Here is a 14,078-nt window from a genome sequence, read left to right on the forward strand (position 1 = left end):
CGCGGCGCATGCGACGGCAGGGGGGTGACCAAGGTGGACAACCAGATCAGCGTCCGAATGGTCGTCCTTCTGCTGGTGGGCGGGCTCACTGTCTACGTGGCCTGCCGCAACCCCGAGCTGGGCATCGCCATCGGTGTCGGGGTCATCGTCGTCACGCTGCTTCACCTGCTTCTGGGTAAGTAGCGCGGACCTGCGGCGGACAGACCCTCACCGCATTCCAGGCCCCCGCCCGGCTCCGGCCGACGTGGGGGCCTGGTCGTTCCGCCACGGTGACGGAACGACCAGGCCAGTTCAGCGTTCTCGCCGCTGCTCGACACGCTGTCTACCTTGCGGCTGGTGTCTGAGCTGGGATTCCGGGGCTTACAGCTGCGGGGCCTGGCCGAACTCGGCGGCCGAGCTGGTCGGCTCCGGTCCGTCTTCCTGGGTCGACTCGGTCATTTTCCATCCGTCGTCGGTCCAGCGCAGGGTCATGGTCATGGTGAACCAGCTGGTGGTGACGGGGATCTGGGTGACGTTCCGCCCGGTGATGCCGAACAGTCCGCTGCACCACACGTCGACGGTGGCCTCCGCGGTGCTGTACCTCTTCAGGACCGTGCCGACGGGCATCGTCCGGTTCACGAAGGTGGCTCCGGCCGGCGCCTTGCCCTCCTCGTCCAGCCCGATGCGCTCGTTGAACGCCACGGTGTAGCTGCCATCGAACGCGGTCTGCAGCGCGTCCCGCTCGTCCGGGTCGGCAATGGCCTGCACGACGCCGTGCCGGTCCGCGGTGTTGAACATCGACTCACTGCCGAGGCGGCCGGCGAACTTCACGGCCGTGCTCTGCGCGCCCTGCCTGCTGTGCGGTATCTCCGGGGCGAGCGGGTCATCGGCGGCCGCGGCCGCCGAGCCTCCGCTGTTCCACCCCCGGTTGGCCAGGGCTATGGCGGCTATCAGCAGGACGGCAATGCCCACCGTGGTGATGAGGCCGCGCTGCGAGCCGCGGCCGGACGTTCCGGCGCCGGCCGTCTTCTCGCTGGCCTGCCGCTGACTGCTGGTCCTCATCCCGCACCCCGTCCGCCGTGATCGTGTTGCGGATGACGGTATCCGGGGCGGCTGGGTCGTGGGCGCCCAGGTGTCGTTACCTGCAACAGCGTGGGAAGCTCTAAGTCACCTGATCTGCCTGGGGGTTGATGTGTCCGCGCGCATTCGTACTGCGGCCCGTGCGTCGACGGCTGCCGCTGTCTCGGCCGTCACGCTGTCCGTCCTGACGCTGCCCGCGCGCGCGGACGAGGATCCGTGCGCCCTCCTCGCGGGTGCCGCCAAAGAGATCTGTCAGCAGGATCATGAAGGGGGCTCGGGCTCGGACAGTCCGTCGCTCACCGACCCGACCTCCGCGCTCGACCCGCTGGCCTCGCTGGCGAACGGCATCGCCAAAGCCGCGGCCTGGACAGTCGACCAGCTCAGCAACGCGGTCGCCGCGACCTCTGAAGTTGATTTCACGAACAGCAGCTTCCTGAAGACGTATTCGTTGGTCTTCGCTGCGTCGACGTTCCTGGTCCTGCTGATGTGGATATGGGCGGTGATCAAGCGGGCGATCCGTGGCGTGCCGCTGACCACGGCGCTCGGCGAGGCGATCGGCCTGCTGTGGGTGACCGTGCTGGCCTCCGCGTTCACGCCCCTGATCCTCTACACGGTGGTCGCCGCGGTGGACGGCATCACGCAGGGCATCGCCGGCGGCGCCGGGTCGGAGAAGTTCTTCAGCTCGTTCTCCGATGCGTTGCGCAGTGAGGACACGGCGCAGGACGGCGGCCCGTTCGCGCGCATCGCGCTGTCCTGTGTGGCGATCCTGGCGGCGGGCGTGGTCTGGCTGGAGATGGTGATCAGGACGGCACTGTTGTATGTCGGCGCTGCCCTCGGCACGGTCGTTTACTCGGGCCTGGTCGACAAGGAACTGTGGGGCAGGGTGCGCCGCTGGGTGGGCATCATGGCCGCGATCATCATGGTGAAGCCCATCATCGTCATCGTGCTGCGGCTGGCGAACGCGCTGACGTCGGGAGAGGGTCCGCAGGACACGACGGCGGCGGTCATCTCCGGACTCGCCATCATCATCATCGCCATCATGGCGTCCGCGATGCTGTTCCGGATGGTGCCCGGCATGGGTGACGACATCGTGGCGGCCCGGCGGGACAGCTATGACCCGCAGAGCCGCCAGGCTGCGGCGATCGTCACGCGTCCCGTCACGGGAATCACACAGGGCATCAACACCCATGCGAGCCGGGACACGTCGTCGCGGCCGGCCGCGGCGTCGGCTCAGGCTTCGTCGTCGGTGTCCCACGCGAACGGCGGGATCGCGGCCCACTCGTCCCGGCCCACCTCGTCCGGCGGTTCGCGCCCGTCACGGGCGGACGTACCGGGCCAGGACAACCGGGGAGGCGGCTCTGGGAACTAGGGGCCCGTCGGGGGGTTGTTCATCCCGATCACCACGCCGATCGCAATGAGCGCCAGCAACAGATAGAACCGGGTCTTCAGGCTCATGGGGCCCCCTCCTCCAGCACGAACGACTGCTCGGCATCACGGTACTGCCCTGGGCCCGACCGCAACTCACGGTCGGGCCCAGGGCGTTGCTGTTAAGGCTGGTCGAGTTGCAGGTGGAGCCGTCCGGGTCCTGAGGCGAGGACAGACTCCGTTCGCCGTGGGTACGGGAATGTCCGGTCTACAGCGCTGTGGGTTCGCCGCTGATGCGGGCGATGGTCTCGGCGAAAGCCCGGTGGTCGGCATGGTGGTGCCGCGCGCGCGACCAGAGCCACCCGAAGAACTGACGCTGGACCGGCACGGTCAGCGCGAGCAGCAGCTCCACCTTGGCGGCCTCCTCCCGCTCGGACAGCACCACCATGCGGGCGTTGCCGGCGTAGTCGACGGCGAACCGGATGAGGCGGCGCATGGGCCAGCTCCCGGCGTACGTCACGACGTTGTCGATCAGCCACCGGGTGGCGTCGTCAAGCTGCTCCAGCCAGCGGTTCCGCTCGCCCGCCAGCCGTTCGCGCATGACCGGCGTCCAGTCGGGCTCGTCGTCCGGCGGAAGCTCGATCTTCTGCAGCAGCGAGCAGGCAGAGATGATCCGCATCATGTTCGCGCCGAAAGTGTCACGGGCGGTGTGGACCTCGCCCAACCGCGTCCTGCGGGCTTCCATCCGCGGGGTGACGAACAGACCGACCGCAAGAGCGGCCACCACGGCGGTGACGGTCGCCAAGAGAAGGGTCCACAGGGTGTCAGACATGGGAGACATCGTCCCGTACCGCGTGGGCCGTTCCGGACCCTTTCAGTTGGTGGGTTCCTCGGTCTCGCCCTGCGCTGTCCAGGTCTTGAGCACGCGCCGGCGGCCGTCGCTCTCCTCGATGAGCCGGATCACGATGCCCGGACCGGTGCCGTACAGCCCGACCCACTCCGTGTACCGGTCCTGGGCCGTGGCCGGGACGGTCCACTCGCCCTCGACGACCGGGCCGTCCGCCTCGAACTGCAGCCGGGCCAGGTGCCTGATCCCCATGTGCTGCTCCTACCTCGGTGCCCGCTCTCCATCATCACCCCGCCCCACCACAGCCTTGGCCGTGATGGTCACCGCGCGGTGCGCAGCCGTTCGCGTCGGGCGGTGACGAGGCTTCGCCACCTGGCGCGGGTGGCCTGCTCGTTGTCCAGCCAGCGGGGCGGGGTGTGGTCGTCGGGGAGCTGACGATCGGCCATGAAGTGCGTGATGTCGGTGTAGTAGGCGTACGTGCCGTCGCTCGTCTGCTCACGCAGCCGGGCGATGGTGGCGCTCAAAACCCCGCGGTCGTCGAGGACGGCCTGGTGGAAGGCGACGGCGAGTTCGAGGGTGGGCGTCATGGAGGTGAGGCCCGCGACGTCGAGTTCGGTGCGCAGAGTGCGGACGCGGTCGTCGAGGTCGGAGCTGCCGGCGTCGCGGATGACGGAGGCGATGGCGGCGTTGATTGTCGTGGCCCGCAGGTCGAGGCCGGCGAGGAGCTGCTGGGCCAGGTCGAGTTCGTCGTCGGCCTGGCGGGGGTCGAAGAACGCGAGGGCGAGGGCGCGCAGAGCCTGATTGTGCGCGGCCTCGCCCGCTTTGGCATGCTGCTCGGCTTCGAGGCGCCCGGCCAGATACGCCTCGGCCGCGCGCTGCACCTCTCCCTGGATCCAGTACAGATCGCCGAGGACACGCTGCTGGCGGCCCTCCCACCCCAGCGTCTGGGCAGCGGCAAGAGCCGTGGGGAAGTCACCGTCGAGACGGGCGGCCTGCGCCAGCCCTCGGCGGGCGGCCTGAGCGAGGCGGCCCCCGGCATCGGCCACCTGCTGGTATCCATGGCGCGAGTCCTCGGTGCGTCCGATGTCGCGCAAGGCTTTGGCCCGGTAGTAGAGCGGCATTTCCTGCAGCTCGGCGGGCAGCAGACCGGAGTCGATGACTGCGGTGAGCCGCTCCACGGTACGGGCGCGGTGCTCGCGTTGACGGCGGGCCAGGGCACTGAGGGTTTCGACCAGCGCCTCGGCCGGCGTCGACAGCGCAGTGTGCGCGGGGCCGTGGGCGGGCGGGGCGAGCGGCTCCCATACGGAGTCGCCGACGTAGGCGAAAGCGGCCTCGGTGAGCCAGTCCAGCTGGTCGAGGTTGAAGTCGCGGGCCAGGCGCAACGCTTGCCGCAGTACGCCGATGAGCACGGTTCGCTCGCGGCGGGGCCCGTGGGCCCACTCCTGGCCGAGTGCGGACAGGGCGCGCAGGGCTGCCCGCTGCCAGTCCTGCTCGGACCACCGGTCGTCGGTGCGGTCCTCGGCGTTGCGGATCGCGGAGCGCACCACCTGGTGGAGGTGGAAGGGCCACAGGCCGGTGAGGTCCTCGCGGATGAAGGGGCGTTCGGTCAGCCTCAGGGCTGACGCGTCATGTGTGAGCCCGGCGATTTGGGTGGCCAGCGGCACAGAGAACGCGTCCAGCAGCGACACCGACCGCAGCACGTGCCGCTCGTCGCTGGTCAGGTCGCTGAGGGTGCGGGAGATCAGGGCTGGGAAGTCGCCGAAGTCGTCCGGTTGCGGCACGCGTCCGCTGCGCCGTATCTCCAAGAACCGCATGACGGCGAGATCGAGGTAGAGGGGCAGGCCGTGGGAGCGCTCGGCGATCGTGTGGCGTAGCTCCAGAGCAATCAGCGGCTGTCCGTTGTGGGCGAGACGGCGGGCGAGGTGGTCCTCGCAGTCCTCGGGAGAGAAGTCGCCCACCAGGATCTGCCGTACCTCGGGGCCTCCGTGGGCACGGGCGCCCGGGACGTGTCCGGCCAGGCCGGGCCAGGCAGTGGAGCCAGTCCAGTCGAGCTGTCCCTGCAGGCCGTCCTCGGCCCATTGCAGCCGGTTGCGCCCGGTGATGACGAAGAACGCGTTGGGCATCAGCCACACGATGCGCTGCAGCAGCCGCTCGAAGTCGCGGTGGGTGCGGTCTCCGACTTCCTCGAAGCTGTCGAGCAGCACCACGGGGGTGATCCGCTGGGCTGCGGGGAGTTGGGCCACGTCCCAGGCGAGCAGGTGAGTGGCGAAGCTCAGCGTCTCCAGGTCCGGTTCGGCCTCCAGGATGTCGGCCAGGCGGCTGCAGCCTGCCAGGGCGCGCACGGTCTGGCGCCGCTCGCGCAGGGCGCCGACCAGGGCGGTGGTGAGCTGGCCGACGGCGCCTCCGACGGTGCCGGGCAGGGCCAGGGCGCCGGCGACGTCCGCGAGCGCGGACTGCAGCTGGCTGGGCAGATTGACCGCGTTGCTGAACCGGCTGAACATCCCGCCGCGCCGCAGATACTCCTCCAGCGGCTCGCCCGGGTGGTTGCGGTCCCAGTGCCGGCGCAGGGCCAGGTCGAAGGCGGGCATCGGCCGCCCCAGGGCGGCGACGGCCAGGCGGATCGACAGCACCACCCGCTCGAAGTCGATGCCGCTGGAGCGGGCCAGATCGATGCGCACCGGCAGCAGTCGCTCGATCGGCCACGCGGGCGCGGCCCACTGCGTGGGGCGCCCGCCGGAGTCGGCGAGCGACGCCTCGATCTTGCGGGAGAACGTCGATTTCCCGATCCCGCCGACCCCGTGGGCAGCCAGAACGTTGTGCCGCGGGCTGGCCAGGTCCTCGACGTCGAACGACGGGTTGGAGATGCGGTGCAGATGCTCGCTGAGCGCAGCGACGACGGCCTGCCACTGGGCCTGACGGTTCGTGAAAGCCTCTTCGGCCGCCACCGACCGGTCATTCGCACCGAACAGCATCCGCAGATCTCGCGCCACGACACCCCCAAGAAAGATCACCAGCGGTAGCAACCTATGCGCCCGGTCTCCCTGTTCGGGTCGGCTTGCGATAACCCGGGCGTCCGGCCGCATCGTCTCAGCCAGCGACAATGACGGCCCATCGCCCAATCTGGAAGGGACAGCGTCGTGTCTGAACCCACCCCCACCCGCGTGGAAGTCGAGGAGCAGGTGCAGGAGGTCAGTGCCCGGTACTCCGAGCAGCTGCTCCTGGAGCGCCGTGTCGGCGCCCCGGATGCGGAGCGCATGAAGCTGCTGCGCGACGGTCTCGCCGAATGCGCCGCCGACCTGGCGTCCCTGCCGGACGCTGACGCGGCGCAGCTCAAGGAGATCGCGGCCCGCTACGCGGCGCGCCTCAAGGAGTTCAGGGGCCAGTAGTCCCTCTCGTGCCGGGGGAGCGGCAGGGCAGCGACCGGGAGGGTGACCGCGAGGGCCCGAGGCTGCAGGTGCTCAGGCATCAACGGCCAGGCCAGCGCGGCGATCTCGACCAGATCCTGCCGGTACTGCGGCAGCTCGCCCTGTACCTGCTGCAGCGTGGCCAGGAAGCGGGCCGCCTCCGCGGTGGTGTAGGGCCGGTATTGCTCTTCGTCCACCACGTCCCCGCCTCTCGGCGGCGCGTCCCAGGTGCCGTCCGGGCGGCGGGTGTTGCGGTACCGCGCGGTCAGGTCCCGGCCGACGACGGAGACGGAGTCGACCAGGTCCGGCAGTTGCTCGGCGGCGCGGACCACGTCCGCGAGCAGGGCGAAGGTGCGGTCGTGCGCGGCGCTCTGGGTGAAGCGGGGGGTGCCGCCGATCCGCGCCACCCCCGCGGCCCGGGTCGCAACGCCCAGGCGGCTGTCGGCGGCCCGCACCCCCAGAGCGATCAGCTCCACCCGGCGGCCCGCCGCGCGGTCGCGCCGGGCGCTGTCGAGGAAGTGATCGATGTCGTCCGGAGCGATCTCGATCAGCAGGTCGCCCCGGTGCTCGCGGACCCGCTGCTCGGCCTTGGCCTGCCACCTGCGGTAGTCGGGGCGGATGCGGGCCGACGCCGTGCGTGGGTCCTCCTCCAGCAGACGGCGGTAGTCGGGGTGCATCGACTTGAACAGGCCGCCCTCGATTCGGGTGGGCCGGCGGGCACGCAGCACGCGGTGCAGTGTGTGGGCGGTGTGGGATTTCCCGGAGCCCTGCGGGCCCATCAGGTACAGCGTCATCGGCTGTTCGTGCGCCGTGATGTTGCTCAGGTACAGCGGCACGATCAGCTCGTCGAAAACGAACCGGTGCTCGTCGGCGGACAGCCGGTGGTAGTCAACCCCGGGCGGCACCGTGAGCGGCTGGGCGATGCGCCGTACCGGCTCGGCCAGCGCCGCAGCCCGCTCCAGACCACCGGCCACCAAGAGCCGCCGCTCCGGCGTACTCGACGCCGGGTGCAACTGCTGTTGCAGGCCGTTCAACTGGCGGCGGAACCTCCAGCTCTCCGGCGCAGTCCACGGCCGCACCCGTGCCGCGTGCAGCGCTCGGTGCGCGCCCGCCAGGGAAGATCCCGTCAGCTCGTTGTCGTAGAGCACCTCAAAATCACGCCGTACCACCATCACGCGGTCGGCCAGCCGCTCCGTCTCGATGACCTCCAGCGACTGCGGCAGACGGCGCACGCACCGGTCGTGGTTCTCCCAGGACACGTACCGGCCGGCGCCGTCCTCGGCGACCTGGGCCAGATAGCGCTCCAGCACGCTCAGCTGCGTCACGGCCTCCGATTCGGCCAGCACCACCACCTCGACGCGGTACCCCGCATCCTGGTAGGCGCGGGCCTGCTCCGGGTCAACGACAGGGGTTTCGACCAGCGCATCGAACCTGCGCCCACGCACGTACTCCTCGACCTCCGCCTGCCACCGCAGCACGTCCGGCCGTACCCGCACACCCGCGGTGCGGTCATCGCTCTGCAGGAGACTCTGGTAGGCGGGGTGGTCTGACTTGTAGAGGTCGGGGCCGATCAGTACCGCACCACCCCGCCGGTCCAGTACCGCCTTCAACACCTGGCAGGCGGTGGACTTCCCGCTGCCGGCCGGTCCGCCGACCAGCACGGCTACGGGCTGGTCCTGTGGGACAGCGTCCTTGGTCCAGGCGGGAAGAATCTGCGAGGCCAGGATCTCCTCGTGGTGGTGCTCGGGCAGTTCGACCGGGGCGACGTCCGCGTCCTTCACCGTAATTCCTCCATCGTGGCGATCGGCCCCGGAATGCGAGTCCGTATGCTCGTGGGCGGGTGTCCGCAGCCAGCTCGAATGGCTGCGGACACCCTTCTCGTGTGCGTGGGGGTCAGCGGTCGACGACGTCCGTGTCGAGGTCCGGCTGCGGCGACTGAGAGATGACCCGGTCCCGCTTCGGGTCCCACGCGGTGCAGTGCGTGGTGTCGCGGCCGTCGTCCCAGCGACAGGTCATTTCCCACGGTCCCCAGTTGTCGGGGTTGTCGTCGATGTTCAGGACCTCGTACGCAAGGTCCCAGTACCCGCTGTAGTAGCGGCCTCCCACCTGCCTGGGCCCGACCTGGTTGGCGATCCAGTCGGCGTCCCCGTCCGCCGTCTCCTCGGCCGGGGCCGCCGGGGCGTCGGGGCCGCAGTGCCCGTCACAGCCCTGCCCGTCGTGGATCGTGCAGGTGTAACGGTGTACGCGGGTGCCGTCGTCGTGGAGTTTCCAGCCCTCGGCATCGTGGGGGCCGGCGTCGTACGTCATGCCGTTCTCGGACTCAGTGCTCACAGTCCCTCCTTGTCGGTGCTCTCGACGCCCGGGGGCAGGTCTTGGACCGCGAGATCGGCCAGGTCGGCAGCGAGTCGGTAGATGGCGCTGGCCTGCGGGTGTCCGATGTGGGTGATGTCGATGACGTCGCGCACCAGCCACCCGGCGGTCGTCGGGGAGAAGAACGGCTCGCTGCGGGTGCACACGCGGTGGGTGTTCCGGTCGACCTGGCCCAGCTCGCGCCGTACGCGCTCCAGCCGGGGCAGGTCGACGGTCGGGGGCTCCGCCCCACGCTGAGCGACGATCACGGTGTCCAGGATCGTGCGCATGGCCGGGTACGCCGTGCGCCAGTGCCGGGCCAGCCGCTCGGCTCCGGCCTGGTCGATACGCGGGTAGGTGCGCACCGCCTCCGGGGTGAGGGCGGACATCAACCGGTTCGCCGTCGCGGTCACTGCTGGCCCCCGTGCAGATGGGTGATCAGGGTGTCGAGCAGCTGGTAGAGGTCGGTGTGCTCGGTGATGACCGGGTCTGCGATGTCCAGGTGGCCCAGCTTCCGGGACCGGGCGGTGAGCCGGGCGGAGACGAAGCGGAAGCCGTAGGCGTGGCCCTCCCACTGCTCGGGCTCCGGGTCGTAGGCGAAGGTGGCGAGGATTTCGACGCTGCGACGGACGTGTTCGGCGCGGGCCTCGACGGTGAGGTTGATGGTGTCGCGGCTGTCGCCGTGGGTCTGGCCGGAGACCGAGGTGAAGCCCGGCAGGCTACTGGTCCCCTCGGTGAGCAGTCCGGCCTCGCCGGTGACGTGCATGCGCTTCTCGCCGTCCTGGTACTGGATGATCAGCTTGGTCTCGCCCGTCTTGCGCTCCTCGCCCATCAGGCCGGGGAAGACGAACTGGCTGTGGCTGTAGGCACGCCACTGCGGCCGGGTGGTCTCCAGAGCGCTGTGCTCGCGGGCGCAGCGGTTGCACAGCGGGTCACCGTCGGCCGCGATGACGGTGGCGAAGGTGTCGACGCAGGAGAAGCACAGGAACCCGTGGATGTCCCGGTCCCAGCGGGGAATGGGCCTGCCGGTGAGCACCAGGTTGTCCCACGCACCGATGGTCTCGGTGACGCTGCGCTGGCGGTGGCCGACGTACTCGGTGTAGACGGAGGCGGCCCGGTCGTAGCCGTGCACGGCGACCAGGGCGCGGGCCCAAGCCCGCTGTACCTCCTTGGCCTCATGGGTCATGTCTGGGCGGCCGTTGTACGGCACCAGGACGCCGAGACCGGCGTCGTCGGCGAACAGGCGCTCCAGCTCGGAGAGCAGGCGGGCGCGGGCGGTCTGCTGGGCCTGAAGGGTGGGTGACAAGGTGTGCTCCTTCTTTCGGTCGGGTTCGGCGGGGGTGGTCACTGGCTGGTGCCCTGGGCGTGGCGGAGGGTCTCGGCGGCCAGTTCCTTGCGGCGCTCGTGGGCCTGATCGAGGTTGGCGAGCAGCTGCTCAGCGGTCTGCGCCGGCGTCCGGTCGAGATCGGCCTGCGCCTGTTCCAGGGCGGGGTGACCGGCCTCCTGGATTTGGCGGTACGCCGCTTCCTCGCGGTCCGACATGCAGAAGAACGGCCGGTTGAGGGCGGCCTCGGCGCGCTCGCGCCACATGTCGATGGCGATGCGGGCCTCGTCGACTGCGACGGTGTAGGCGTGGTGGGCGGCGAGCCAGGCGACGGCGTTGTTCAGGGCCTCCCAGCGGAGTTCCACCTGGTGCAGCAGGCGGTCGAGGTTGATGCGGGCGACCTGCTCGTGAGCCAGCAGGTCGCGGACGTCGGCGTAGCGGAAGGTGGTGTCCATCAGCCCGACCAGCCTCATGCCCTCGGTCTTGCCTTCCGGGCCGTGCGGGTCGACGTCGGGGTGGCTGGCGGCCCACTGCTGCAGCGCCGCGTCGAGTTCCGCGTCGAGCCTGTCGGCAATGCCGGTGAAGCCCTCGATGTCGAGCGGGGAAAGGTTCGTGATCACACTGTTGCCCTTCGGTCGGTGGTCGGGGTCGATGCCCCGGGATCGCAGATCGGCGTACACGGTCGGCCGGCTGATGCGCGCGGCCTCGGCGAGCGCACGGACGTTGGTCTCGCCTGCCTGCCACGCGGCGGCGACCAGGTCGGCCCGGCGTCCGGGCTTCGACCAGTCCCGCAGTGTGGCCATCACGTCGTCTCGTCTCGTACTCACACAACGACGGTCCTGTAAAACGGCTTTACATGGCAAGCGGCTTTACGGCGTCCGGCCGGAAGGCGCCCCTGAATGACCGGATCGGTGCCCCGTATGGGGTAACTCGGCTCTGACCTTGAGTGTTACATCTATACCTATAGATGTGTACGCTTCGGGTCATGGTGAACCCCACTCCGCGCGAGCGTCTGCGTCTGATCATCGCCCTGCGCGTCTCCACGGCAGGGCAGGCAGTCGACGGCTACGGCCTGCCCGCGCAGGAACGCGACTGCCGGAAGTGGAACGGCATGGCCGGACACCGGATCGTGCACGTCGTCGCCGACGGAGACGAGAAGGGCGGCAAGACCGGCAAGTCCACGATCGACGAACGCACCGGGCTGATGGACGCCATGGAGTGGATCGCCGACGGCCGCGCCGACGGCATTCTCGCCCCGAACCTCGACCGCCTCGCGCGCGAACTCACCGTGCAGGAAGCCGTACTCGCATACACCTGGGCGCTCGGCGGCCGGGTCTTCACCGCCGACCACGGCGAGCATCTGGAGGACGACGAAGACGACCCGATGCGCACCGCCATGCGGCAGATGCGCGGCGTCTTCCACCAGCTCGACCGCGGTCTCATCCGCAAGCGGCTGCGCGACGGCCGCGACACCAAGGGCGAGCAGGGCGGCTACGCCTTCGGCGCTCCGCCGTTCGGCAAGCAGGCCATCGACAACGAACTCGTCGACCTCGATCCGGAGAAGGAGATCGAGGACCTGATCCTGCAGTGGCACGACGAAGAGGGCCTGGGCGCCCGCGCCATCTGCCGGCGCCTCAACGAGCAGGGGACGCTCTCCAAGCGGGGCGGGAAGTGGCACCCGACCACGGTGGCCCGGATCATCGACCCGGCGGCGCGCGAGGCGACCCGGCTGCGCTCCGCCTTCGACCGGGCGCAGAAGAAGGAAGAGACCCGCCGTACCAGGGCGTCGAAGATCCTGGGCAGCAGCGTGCGCTGACAGGCCCATCGGCTACCCCACCGCCGTATGCGCGCCCGCGCGTAGATAGGGGTCCAGAAAGTCCAGAAACTCGGCCGTCTCCCGGGTCGGGGCGGCGGCCGTGCGCGACAATCGCGGCGTGCAGACGTCGAAGTTCCTCTCGGTCCGCGCGCTCGACCAGCTCCTCGACGGCCTGGGCGCCGGCGCGGCCCGGCGGCGTCAGCTGGACATGGTGCGCGGGGAGCTGGAGCGCGCGCTGGACCGGGGCGCGCTGCCGGTCGGCGCCCGGCGCAGTCTGCGGCGGCTCCTGGAGGAAGAGGCGCTCGACCCGTATGTACGGCTCGCGGAGTCGGGGGTGCTGCGGCGCCGCAGGATCGACGGGGAGTTCCCGCCCACCTCGGTGCCGACCAATGAGATCCGGCGCAAGTGCATCGACCTGCTGCGCGAGGCGCTGGGGATGTCCTCGCTGCGCCTGGGCGGCGGGGAGATCGCGCTGCAGCCCGCGCCGGAGGCGGCCACCCTCGCCGCGCTGACCCGCCAGCTCGACCGGTACCTGGGCGAGGCGATGTCTCCGGCGCAGACCCGGCTGACCGCCGTGCTCGCCGTCGAGCTGGACACCGCGGCGCGCAGCGGGGAGCTGGTCGAGCTGCGCACCACGGGGCTTGGGGAGGACAACGCCGCGATGTACGTCGAACGGCGACCGCAGGGCGGCGGCGCCATCGAGGGCGAGTGGGTCGCGACCTCCGCCCTGACCCGGGCCGCGCTGGAGCGCTGGCTGGACGTGCGCAAGGGCCTCCTGCAGCGGGCCCACGGAACCTCGAAGCTGTGGGTGTCGCTCTGGATGAACCACGACGGCGTTCTCGACGACCAGGGCAACACGGTGATTCGCCCACCCGGGATGCCGCTGGAGGAGAACGGACTGATCACCTCGTACCGGGTCGGCCGACTGCGGTACGAAGGACTGCGCCAGCTGCTGCCCCTGAAGATGGAACAGCTGCGGCGTGCCGTTGACGCCGAACGGCAGCGCACCGCCGCGTAGTTCCCCTCTTCCTTCTTGCTGCCTGACCTGGTCTTTCGCCGTACGGCGGCGGTCGCGCCCCCAAGGGCTTGTTATCAGCGAGGGCGAGGGCGCTTGCGGCTTCTCTAAACGACGTCGTTTACTGGGTCCATGACGCGTAAGCGAATCACCTTGCAGCTCTCGGTACAGCAGGCGGGACGTCTGCGGGCGTTGATAAGGCGCCACCGGAAAGCAGAAACGCAATTCGTAAATGAGCTGGTGGAAGAACGCGCTGCGGCGCTGACCGAACGGGTGCACACCCCGCCGTGGGAGCGGGACGTCACGCGGCTGCGCCGGCAGGCCCGGATGGAGGCGGCGGAGGTGCGGCCGGTGCGCTGGCCTGCGCTGGACGTGCTCATGGGGCGTGCCCTGCAGGAGCGGCTGCAGCTGCCGGACCTGGCCGGGCCGTGGCTGCCGCTGACGCCGGGGGAGCTGACCCGGCTGTCGCTGTCGGGGCGGTGGCCGGCCTGCCTGTCCGGGTGCGAACACGGCACGGCAGAGCGGGCGTTCACGCTCGACGAGGACCTGGTGCTCCAGCTGCGCACGGCGGCCTGGCGCATCTCGGAGCCGGTGCTGAAAGAGATGGAGGAGAAGCACCTGATCGGACCGCAGCGGGACCTGAGCGAAGAGGCCCAGGCCGAGCGCGAACGGCTCGCGGCTCTGCTGTACCCGTCCAGCCGGATTGCCCGTGAGGCGGTCGAGGACCACTGGCCGGTTCCCCAGGATGAGCAGGTCACGGGTGCTGGCGTCGGCGAAGACATGTAACGACGTCGTTTACTTGTATCCGGCTTCGCGCGCACGTATTTATACGAGCGACTTTCGGCCGCAATTCGCCTTTGGGGGAATGTTTGGAAAGGCGGCGGAAAGGGTTTATGAAT

Annotated in this window: 15 protein-coding genes; 6 read left to right on the plus strand and 9 right to left on the minus strand. The window is 70.0% G+C overall.

The features are described 5' to 3' along the window. The first annotated feature begins 24 nt into the window (after nucleotides 1–24). Nucleotides 25–183: a hypothetical protein gene (locus ACIPC1_RS39595; RefSeq protein WP_402526504.1), complete on the plus strand. Its 159-nt coding sequence runs from the start codon at nucleotides 25–27 to the stop codon at nucleotides 181–183. Nucleotides 184–360: 177 nt separating this feature from the next. Here ACIPC1_RS39595 and ACIPC1_RS39600 read toward each other — a convergent pair whose 3' ends face one another. Further along, the gene (locus ACIPC1_RS39600) at nucleotides 361–1,041 is read right to left on the minus strand and encodes a hypothetical protein (protein WP_402526506.1); all 681 of its coding nucleotides are present in this window, start codon (nucleotides 1,039–1,041) and stop codon (nucleotides 361–363) included. 130 nt (nucleotides 1,042–1,171) lie between these two features. On the opposite strand from ACIPC1_RS39600, the gene ACIPC1_RS39605 reads away from it, so the two are divergent. Further along, complete coding sequence (locus tag ACIPC1_RS39605; protein ID WP_402526585.1) at nucleotides 1,172–2,428, plus strand: hypothetical protein; 1,257 nt, start codon at nucleotides 1,172–1,174, stop codon at nucleotides 2,426–2,428. Nucleotides 2,429–2,692: 264 nt separating this feature from the next. Here ACIPC1_RS39605 and ACIPC1_RS39610 read toward each other — a convergent pair whose 3' ends face one another. The 3 genes from ACIPC1_RS39610 to ACIPC1_RS39620 form a co-directional block, all read right to left on the minus strand. Beyond that, nucleotides 2,693–3,256, minus strand: coding sequence for a hypothetical protein (locus tag ACIPC1_RS39610; RefSeq protein ID WP_402526508.1), 564 nt, complete (start codon nucleotides 3,254–3,256; stop codon nucleotides 2,693–2,695). A gap of 42 nt (nucleotides 3,257–3,298) precedes the next feature. Further along, nucleotides 3,299–3,523 carry a hypothetical protein gene (locus tag ACIPC1_RS39615; RefSeq protein ID WP_402526510.1) on the minus strand — a complete coding sequence of 75 codons (225 nt, stop codon included), beginning with the start codon at nucleotides 3,521–3,523 and terminating at the stop codon, nucleotides 3,299–3,301. Between the two features lie 68 nt (nucleotides 3,524–3,591). Next, nucleotides 3,592–6,261, minus strand: a complete 2,670-nt coding sequence (locus ACIPC1_RS39620) for an ATP/GTP-binding protein (protein ID WP_402526512.1) — start codon at nucleotides 6,259–6,261, stop codon at nucleotides 3,592–3,594. Between the two features lie 147 nt (nucleotides 6,262–6,408). Here ACIPC1_RS39620 and ACIPC1_RS39625 point away from each other — a divergent pair, with 147 nt between their 5' ends. Continuing rightward, the gene (locus tag ACIPC1_RS39625) at nucleotides 6,409–6,657 is read left to right on the plus strand and encodes a hypothetical protein (protein ID WP_402526514.1); all 249 of its coding nucleotides are present in this window, start codon (nucleotides 6,409–6,411) and stop codon (nucleotides 6,655–6,657) included. On the opposite strand, the gene ACIPC1_RS39630 is transcribed toward ACIPC1_RS39625, so the two are convergent. The 5 genes from ACIPC1_RS39630 to ACIPC1_RS39650 form a co-directional block, all read right to left on the minus strand. Continuing rightward, nucleotides 6,621–8,456 carry a zeta toxin family protein gene (locus ACIPC1_RS39630; RefSeq protein WP_402526516.1) on the minus strand — a complete coding sequence of 612 codons (1,836 nt, stop codon included), beginning with the start codon at nucleotides 8,454–8,456 and terminating at the stop codon, nucleotides 6,621–6,623. The genes ACIPC1_RS39625 and ACIPC1_RS39630 overlap by 37 nt on opposite strands. A gap of 112 nt (nucleotides 8,457–8,568) precedes the next feature. After that, a complete protein-coding gene (locus ACIPC1_RS39635) occupies nucleotides 8,569–9,006 on the minus strand; it encodes a hypothetical protein (protein WP_402526518.1) in 438 nt (145 codons plus the stop codon). Next, a complete protein-coding gene (locus tag ACIPC1_RS39640) occupies nucleotides 9,003–9,437 on the minus strand; it encodes a hypothetical protein (RefSeq protein ID WP_402526520.1) in 435 nt (144 codons plus the stop codon). The genes ACIPC1_RS39635 and ACIPC1_RS39640 overlap by 4 nt, the downstream gene beginning before the upstream one ends. After that, nucleotides 9,434–10,330, minus strand: coding sequence for a hypothetical protein (locus tag ACIPC1_RS39645; protein ID WP_402526522.1), 897 nt, complete (start codon nucleotides 10,328–10,330; stop codon nucleotides 9,434–9,436). The genes ACIPC1_RS39640 and ACIPC1_RS39645 overlap by 4 nt, the downstream gene beginning before the upstream one ends. A 38-nt stretch (nucleotides 10,331–10,368) precedes the next feature. Further along, complete coding sequence (locus ACIPC1_RS39650) at nucleotides 10,369–11,175, minus strand: hypothetical protein (RefSeq protein ID WP_402526524.1); 807 nt, start codon at nucleotides 11,173–11,175, stop codon at nucleotides 10,369–10,371. 158 nt (nucleotides 11,176–11,333) lie between these two features. On the opposite strand from ACIPC1_RS39650, the gene ACIPC1_RS39655 reads away from it, so the two are divergent. The 3 genes from ACIPC1_RS39655 to ACIPC1_RS39665 all read left to right on the plus strand — a co-directional run bounded on the left by ACIPC1_RS39655 (nucleotide 11,334) and on the right by ACIPC1_RS39665 (nucleotide 13,965). Further along, on the plus strand, nucleotides 11,334–12,164 hold the full coding sequence (locus ACIPC1_RS39655) for a recombinase family protein (protein ID WP_402526526.1): 831 nt from the start codon (nucleotides 11,334–11,336) through the stop codon (nucleotides 12,162–12,164). A gap of 118 nt (nucleotides 12,165–12,282) precedes the next feature. Next, nucleotides 12,283–13,182 carry a hypothetical protein gene (locus ACIPC1_RS39660; protein ID WP_402526529.1) on the plus strand — a complete coding sequence of 300 codons (900 nt, stop codon included), beginning with the start codon at nucleotides 12,283–12,285 and terminating at the stop codon, nucleotides 13,180–13,182. A gap of 129 nt (nucleotides 13,183–13,311) precedes the next feature. Beyond that, complete coding sequence (locus ACIPC1_RS39665; RefSeq protein ID WP_402526531.1) at nucleotides 13,312–13,965, plus strand: hypothetical protein; 654 nt, start codon at nucleotides 13,312–13,314, stop codon at nucleotides 13,963–13,965. Nucleotides 13,966–14,078: the final 113 nt, after the last annotated feature.

This window comes from Streptomyces sp. NPDC087263 (assembly GCF_044744645.1).
In the GTDB taxonomy this organism is placed as follows: domain Bacteria; phylum Actinomycetota; class Actinomycetes; order Streptomycetales; family Streptomycetaceae; genus Streptomyces.